Origin of the sequence: Streptomyces sp. SID11385, from assembly GCF_010548245.1 — a bacterium.
Taxonomy (GTDB): domain Bacteria; phylum Actinomycetota; class Actinomycetes; order Streptomycetales; family Streptomycetaceae; genus Streptomyces.
In genome coordinates this window covers 1-6,809 of record NZ_JAAGLR010000349.1, presented here as the reverse complement: position 1 = coordinate 6,809, position 6,809 = coordinate 1, and the positions used below count along the sequence as shown (strand labels likewise).

Sequence of the window (6,809 nt, the reverse complement as noted above, 5' to 3'; positions counted from 1 at the left end):
CGGCGTGAGCGCGGTGAGCGCGGTGTCGGCGTGCGCGTGCGGTTCGGCGGGGGCGGGGAGCAGGAGCCAGCCAGCGAGGTCGACGGTGTGCGCGCCGCCCGCGGCCAGGCTGCCGACGGTGCCCACGGCCTCGATGCGGCCGCGGGCGAGGCGGACGTCCACGGTGCGCCCGTCGCTCAGCCGTGCACCGCTGAGCAGCAGGCCGGCGCCGGGGCCGCCGCTGCCGCCGGGGAGGCGGGATGAGGGCGGAGGGCTGTCGGGCATCGTGCTCCCGTGGTCGGGTACTCGCTCCCGTGGGTCGGGTACTCGCGGAATGTGATCACCCCGTGATCACCCAGAGTGGGCACGAGCCTAGAGCTCCCTTCTCGCGACGACGAGCAGGAGGGCAATAGTCGTACCGGCGAAATGTCCCGGGGCGGCGCGTCCGTCCGGCGCGGGGCGCACGGGTGCTCGCGCTGGTCACAGGCGTACGGGGGGTGGCGTGCGGGGTGGAGGAGCGCGGGCGCGCACTACCGCGACCTGCCGCGATAAGGATTTGGGGGAACAGCCCGCGAGCGTGTAATGTCTTCCTCGCTCGCCCCAATAGCTCAGTCGGCAGAGCGTCTCCATGGTAAGGAGAAGGTCAACGGTTCGATTCCGTTTTGGGGCTCTGGTGTGAAAGTGTCCCCCGTCCTTGACGGGACGGGGGTCGCACTCGCATCGAGGCGGTGTAGCTCAGTCGGTAGAGCAAGCGGCTCATAATCGCTGTGTCACCGGTTCAAGTCCGGTCACCGCTACTGACAGTAGCCGATTGTGGGGTCGGTCCTTCGGTCGGCTACTCTTTCCTGCGTTAATCGTTTTCTATCCGTTCGTCAAGGAGCACTCACGTGGCTGCCACCGACGTCCGCCCGAAGATCACGCTGGCCTGCGTGGAGTGCAAGGAGCGGAACTACATCACCAAGAAGAACCGGCGCAACGACCCGGATCGTCTTGAACTCAAGAAGCACTGCCCGCGCTGCAACAAGCACACGGCGCACCGCGAGACCCGCTGACCTTCCGGTCACGGGCCCTCGTATCAGGCTCGTTCGCGAGGCCGTTCCCTTCGGGGAGCGGCCTTTCGGCGTTTCCGGGGCCCCTTGTCCGCAGGGCGGCAGGGACGGGTCCGGGCTCTTCCCGGGCCTCCGCCCCGCTCGTGAGACGCTGGGGCGCCGCGATACGTCACGTACACGTACCGCCGCTTACACGTCCGCACGTACAGCCGAGACCGGGAGGTGGGACGGCGCATGGCGCTCGACCAGTCCTTCGTGGGGCGGAGTTATCCGCCCGTCGATTCCTACGAGGTGGGGCGGGAGAAGATCCGCGAGTTCGCGCGCGCGATCGGCGACGAGAACCCCGCGTACACCGACCCCGAGGCTGCCCGGAAGCTCGGGCACGAGGACGTGATCGCACCGCCGACCTTCGTCTTCACGGTCACGTACCGTGCCGCCGCGCAGGTCGTCCAGGACCCGGCGCTCGGGCTCGACTACAGCCGCGTCGTGCACGGGGACCAGAAGTTCGTCTACGTGCGCCCGGTCCGGGCCGGGGACGTGCTGAGCGTCACCTCCACAATTGACTCGATCAAGTCGCTCGCCGGCAACGACGTCATCGACGTCCGGGGTGAGGTGCACGACGCCAAGGGTGAACTCGTCGTGACGGCCGTCACGAAGCTCGTGGCCCGCGCGGCCGGGGAAGGGGAGAAGTGATGAGCGCCACCGTCGCCTACGCGGACGTCGAGGTCGGCACCGAGCTTCCCCCGGCGAGCTTCCCCGTGACCCGCGCCACGCTCGTCGCGTACGCGGGCGCCTCGGGGGACTTCAACCCCATTCACTGGAACGAGCGCTTCGCGAAGTCCGTGGGCCTGCCGGACGTCATCGCGCACGGCATGTTCACGATGGCCGAGGCCGTACGGGTCGTGACCGACTGGGCGGGTGATCCGGGCGCCGTCGTCGAGTACGGGGTGCGGTTCACGAAGCCGGTCGTCGTGCCCGACGACGACGAGGGGGCCGTCGTCGAGGTGAGCGGCAAGGTCGCGGCGAAGCTGGACGACGGGCTGGTGCGGGTGGACCTGGTGGCCACCAGCGGCGGGCAGAAGGTGCTGGGCATGAGCCGGGCGCTCGTCCGGCTGGCGTGAGCCGGGGTGCGGCGGGGCGCGCGTGCGCCCATGCTTGGGGCGGGGTTCGCGTGAACCCCGCCCCGCTCTCGCGCTTGCCAAGTTAGTGATTGAGTACTAACTTACTTCTCGTGGTCAGGATGAGTGCTGAGGAGCGGCGCGTGAGCGCCATTCGTGCCGCCGTCGTCGAGTTCGCCGAGCGGGGGTACGAGGGGACGTCGACCGAGTCGATCGCTCAGCGCGTCGGGGTCTCGCAGCCGTATCTTTTCCGGCTCTTCAAGAACAAGCGGGAGCTCTTCCTCGCCGCCGCCGCGTACTCCCTGCGCGAGACGGTGCGGGTGTTCGAGGAGGCGGCCGACGGTGCGGGGGAGGAGGGGGCGATGGTCGCGATGGGGATCGCGTACAAGAGGCTCATCGAGCGACGCCCCGAGTTCCCGCTGATGTTCCTGCGGATCTACGGGCAGGCCGCCGCCGCCCGCAGCGCGGGCGACGAGGAGTTCGCCGGTGAACTCCGGCGGAACTGGGTCGAGTTGTGGGACTTCCTGCTGCTGCGCCTCGGCGGGAATGCCGAGGAGGCCGCAGAGTTCCTGGCGATGGGCATGTTGATGAACAATCTCGTCTCGCTCGGTTTCCCGCCCGATCACCACGTCTGGCGCGGCTTCGAGGACGTGCCCGTGGCGAAGGAGTTCCAGGGGTAGGGGACGGCCGGGGGTGCGGCGGGTCTTCGCGTACGTCCCGTCTTTCCGCATGCCTCGTGAAGTTAGTGATCAATAACTAAGGTTCAAGTGTCTGGGGGACACACGACATGACACGTACACCGAGTCGGCGGCCCGTTTTCTGGGTGCTGCTCATCACCGGGATCGCGGGCTTCATGGCCGCGCTCGACAACCTCGTCGTCACCAACGCGCTGCCCTCGATCCGCGCCGATCTCGGCGGCGGCGCCGGGGAACTGGAGTGGACGGTCAGCGCCTACACGCTCACCTTCGCGGTCCTCATGCTCCTCGGGGCCGCGCTCGGGGACCGCTTCGGGCGGCGGCGGATGTTCACGGCGGGCGTCGCCCTCTTCACGCTCGCCTCGGGACTCGCCGGCTTCGCGCAGTCGATAGACCAGCTCATCGCCGCGCGCGCCGTGCAGGGCGTCGGCGCGGCGGTCATGATGCCGCTCATCCTCACGCTCATCGCGGCGGCCGTCCCGGCCGGGCGGCGCGGCATGGCGTACGGCATCACGGGCGCCGTCAACGGCCTCGCGGTCGCGACCGGACCGCTCATCGGCGGCACTCTCACCGAGCACATCTCGTGGCACTGGATCTTCTGGGTCAACGTGCCGCTCGGCGTGCTGCTCCTCGTCCTCGCGCCGCTGCGGCTCGGCGAGTCGACCGCGCCCGGGGCGCGCCTGGACCTGCCCGGAACGCTCCTGGTCAGCGGCGGTCTCTTCGGGATCGTGTACGCGCTCGTCAACGGCAACGGGGACGGCTGGAGCAGCGTGCCCGTGCTCGGCGGGCTCCTCGCGGGGACCGCGCTGCTCGCCGGGTTCGTCGTCTGGGAGCTGCGCTCGCGGCGCCCCATGGTGCCGATGCGGCTCTTCCGGGGGCGGGCCTTCAGCGCGATCAACGGCGTCAGCCTGCTGATGTTCCTCGGCATGTTCGGCTCGATCTTCCTGCTCAGCCAGGCCCTCCAGCTCGTACGGGGCTGGTCGCCGACCGAGGCGGGCCTGCGGATGCTGCCGTGGACCGCGATGCCGATGGTCGCCGCGCCGATCGCCGGGCTGCTCAGCGACCGCTTCGGGGGGCGGCGGGTCGTCGCGGCCGGGCTGTTCCTCCAGGGGATCGCGCTCGGCTGGTTCGCCTACCTCTTCGACGCGGGGGTCTCGTACGGGGAGATGCTGCCCGGGATGATCCTCGGCGGCGTCGGGATGGGGCTCTTCTTCGCGCCCGCCTCGGCCCTCGTCATGGACAGCGTCCGCCCCGCCGAGGCGGGCATCGCCTCGGGCGTCAACAACGCGGTCCGCGAGGTCGGCGGGGCGCTCGGCATCGCCGTCCTGAGCGCCGTCTTCACCGCGCGGGGCGGGTACGAGAGCGTCGGGAGCTTCGTGGACGGGCTCACCCCGGCGCTGTGGGCGGGCACGGGCGGGGTGCTGCTCGGTGCGGTGATCGCGCTGCTCATTCCGCGCGGGGGCGGCGCGAAGCCGCGGCCGGAGCCGGGGGCCGGGGAGCCGCTCGCGGTACCCGACGCGCGAGTGGCCGCGTAGGACGGCGGAGCGCGTACGGGAGGGCCGGGTGCGGCACGTACGGGCGAAGGGGCGGGGGCGTGCACGGCGGGTGCGCGCCCCCGCCCCGTACGCTGAAGCCGTGCAGGAACTCCACGACGCTCCCCTCGCCCCCCTCACCACCCTCCGGCTCGGCGGCGCCGCGCGCCGCCTCGTCACGGCCCACACCGACGCCGAGATCGTCGAGACCGTCCGCGCCGCCGACACGGCCGGTGAACCGCTGCTCGTGATCGGCGGCGGCAGCAACCTCGTCATCGGCGACAAGGGCTTCGACGGAACGGCGCTGCGCGTCGCGACGACCGGCCGCACCCTGGACGGCACCCGGCTCGAAGTCGCCGCCGGGGAGAACTGGAGCGAGACGGTCGCCGCCTCCGTCGCCGCCGGGCTCGCCGGGATCGAGTGCCTGGCGGGCATCCCGGGCTCGGCCGGGGCGACGCCGATCCAGAACGTCGGCGCGTACGGCCAGGAGGTCGCGCAGACCGTCACCGAAGTCCTCGCCTACGACCGCGCGAGCGGCGAGACGGTGACCGTCCCCGCCGCCGAGTGCGGCTTCGCGTACCGCTGGAGCCGCTTCAAGGCGGAACCCGAGCGGTGGATCGTGCTGCGGGTGCGGTTCGCGCTGGAGGACGCCGACGGGCTCTCGGCGCCCGTGCGGTACGCGGAGACGGCGCGGACGCTCGGCGTCGGGGTGGGCGACCGCGTGCCGCTCGCGACCGCGCGCGACACGGTGCTGAAGCTGCGCGCGGGCAAGGGCATGGTGCTCGACCCCGAGGACCACGACACCTGGTCGGCGGGCTCCTTCTTCACCAACCCGCTGCTCACCGAGGCCGAGTTCACCACCTTCCTCACCAAGGCCCACGCCCGCCTCGGCGAGGACGTCCAGCCCCCCGCCTACCCGGCGGGCGAAGGACTCACGAAGACCTCGGCGGCCTGGCTCATCGACAAGGCAGGCTTCACGAAGGGCTACGGGAACGGCGCCGCGCGCATCTCGACGAAGCACACGCTCGCCCTGACGAACCGGGGCACGGCGAGCACGGAGGACCTGCTCGCGCTCGCGCGCGAGGTCGTGGCGGGCGTACGGGACGCCTTCGGCGTGGAACTCGTCAACGAGCCGGTCATGGTGGGCGTGGGGCTGTAGGGGCGTGCGGCGGTAACCGCTCGACGGCGCCCGCTCGGTCTGATCCACTTCTCTTCTTCGAGAGGCCCTGGAGGGCCGAGAGGGAGGAGACGAGCGTGGGAGACGCGGCGAGCGGGAGAGCGTGCCCGGAGTGCGGGGGAGAGGTCACGGCGGACGCGCGGTTCGTCGGCTGGTGTCCCGCGTGCGAGTGGAACATCGACCCGGGCGAGCCCGAGGAGGTGGACCGCCGCGAGGCGGTCCGGCGGGCACGGGCGCAACGGTGCGGCGGGGAGCTGCTCGCCGAACTCCTCGGTACGGAGCAGGCCGCGCCCCGCCGCGAGCCCAGCGCCCGCCTCGCCCTCGCGCTGGGCCTCGCCGTGCACGCGCTCACGTTCGTCGTTCTGGGCCTCGCCGTCTGGTGCTTCGCCGCCGGGTGGCCCAGCGCGCTCCCCTTCGTCGGGCTGCTGCTCCTCGCCCTGGCGTGGGGGCTGCGGCCCCGGTTCGCGCGCGTGCCCGAGGACGCGGTGCTGCTGCGGCGCACCGAGGCCCCCGAGCTGTACGGGCTCGTCGACGAGATCGCCGCGGCCGTCGGGACACGAGGCGTGGACCTCATCGCGATCGACGGCGAGGTGAACGCGAGCGCCATGCGGTACGGGGTGCGCGGCCGGATGCTGCTGACGCTCGGGCTCCCGCTGTGGGAGAGCCTCGGCCCGGAGCAGCGCCTCGCCCTCCTCGGCCACGAACTCGCCCACCACGCCCACGGCGACACCCGGCACGGAAGGGTCCTGGGAACGGCCTTGCGCTCCCTGGAGACCTGGGACTACTACCTGGCCCCCGACGGGCATTCCGCACGCGCGTGGCTCAACACCCTGGTCTTTCGCCCGCCGTGGTGGCTCGTGCGCGCCCTGCACTCCGGGCTCACCCGGTTGTGCCTGCGGTCCTCACTGCGGGCCGAGTACCTCGCCGACCGCTCGGCGGCGCGCGTCGCCTCCACCCGGGCGGCGACCGAACTCCTCGACCAGATACTCGTCGCGGACGCGGCCTTCGCCGCGCTCGGCCTGGAGAACGCCAAGGCGGCCCGCGTCGTCGTCGGCTCGCGGGCCGCGCGCGGGCAGCGCCCCGAACCGGCCGCCGAGCGTTCCTTGTGGGACCGGCTCGCGGCGTTCGCGGCCTCGGTGCCGGAGACGGAGTACGAGCGGCGGCGCCGCCTGGCCGTGCGCCACGGCCATCGCGTGGACAGCACCCACCCCCCGACCCACCTGCGCCGCGAGGCCCTGCTCGCCGGACCGCCGCGGCAG

General features: G+C 72.1%; 7 protein-coding genes, 2 tRNA genes and 1 pseudogene. 9 read left to right on the top strand and 1 reads right to left on the bottom strand.

Translation table 11 applies throughout. The annotated features are described in order from the left end of the window. Positions 1-264 (bottom strand): annotated as a pseudogene (locus G3I42_RS10535) (hydrolase); the annotation flags it as partial. Positions 265-576: 312 nt separating this feature from the next. On the opposite strand from G3I42_RS10535, the gene G3I42_RS10530 reads away from it, so the two are divergent. The 9 genes from G3I42_RS10530 to G3I42_RS38395 form a co-directional block, all read left to right on the top strand. Continuing rightward, positions 577-649: transfer RNA gene (locus G3I42_RS10530), tRNA-Thr, on the top strand. A 54-nt stretch (positions 650-703) separates the two neighbouring features. Further along, positions 704-776, top strand: a tRNA-Met gene (locus G3I42_RS10525). Positions 777-866: 90 nt separating this feature from the next. Beyond that, positions 867-1,031, top strand: a complete 165-nt coding sequence (rpmG, locus tag G3I42_RS10520) for a 50S ribosomal protein L33 (protein ID WP_007823188.1) — start codon at positions 867-869, stop codon at positions 1,029-1,031. Positions 1,032-1,262: 231 nt separating this feature from the next. Further along, entirely contained in the window at positions 1,263-1,721 is a 459-nt protein-coding gene (locus G3I42_RS10515) for a MaoC family dehydratase N-terminal domain-containing protein (protein WP_164284653.1), read from the top strand. Further along, the gene (locus G3I42_RS10510) at positions 1,721-2,149 is read left to right on the top strand and encodes a MaoC family dehydratase (RefSeq protein ID WP_164284650.1); all 429 of its coding nucleotides are present in this window, start codon (positions 1,721-1,723) and stop codon (positions 2,147-2,149) included. The genes G3I42_RS10515 and G3I42_RS10510 overlap by 1 nt, the downstream gene beginning before the upstream one ends. Before the next feature lie 140 nt (positions 2,150-2,289). Beyond that, positions 2,290-2,826 carry a TetR/AcrR family transcriptional regulator gene (locus G3I42_RS10505; RefSeq protein WP_164284647.1) on the top strand — a complete coding sequence of 179 codons (537 nt, stop codon included), beginning with the start codon at positions 2,290-2,292 and terminating at the stop codon, positions 2,824-2,826. Between the two features lie 107 nt (positions 2,827-2,933). Then, entirely contained in the window at positions 2,934-4,376 is a 1,443-nt protein-coding gene (locus G3I42_RS10500; protein ID WP_164284644.1) for an MFS transporter, read from the top strand. Positions 4,377-4,476: 100 nt separating this feature from the next. After that, a complete protein-coding gene (locus G3I42_RS10495) occupies positions 4,477-5,532 on the top strand; it encodes a UDP-N-acetylmuramate dehydrogenase (protein ID WP_164284641.1) in 1,056 nt (351 codons plus the stop codon). A gap of 95 nt (positions 5,533-5,627) precedes the next feature. Then, the coding region (locus G3I42_RS38395; RefSeq protein WP_164284638.1) for a M48 family metallopeptidase at positions 5,628-6,809 on the top strand (1,182 nt) is incomplete at its 3' end.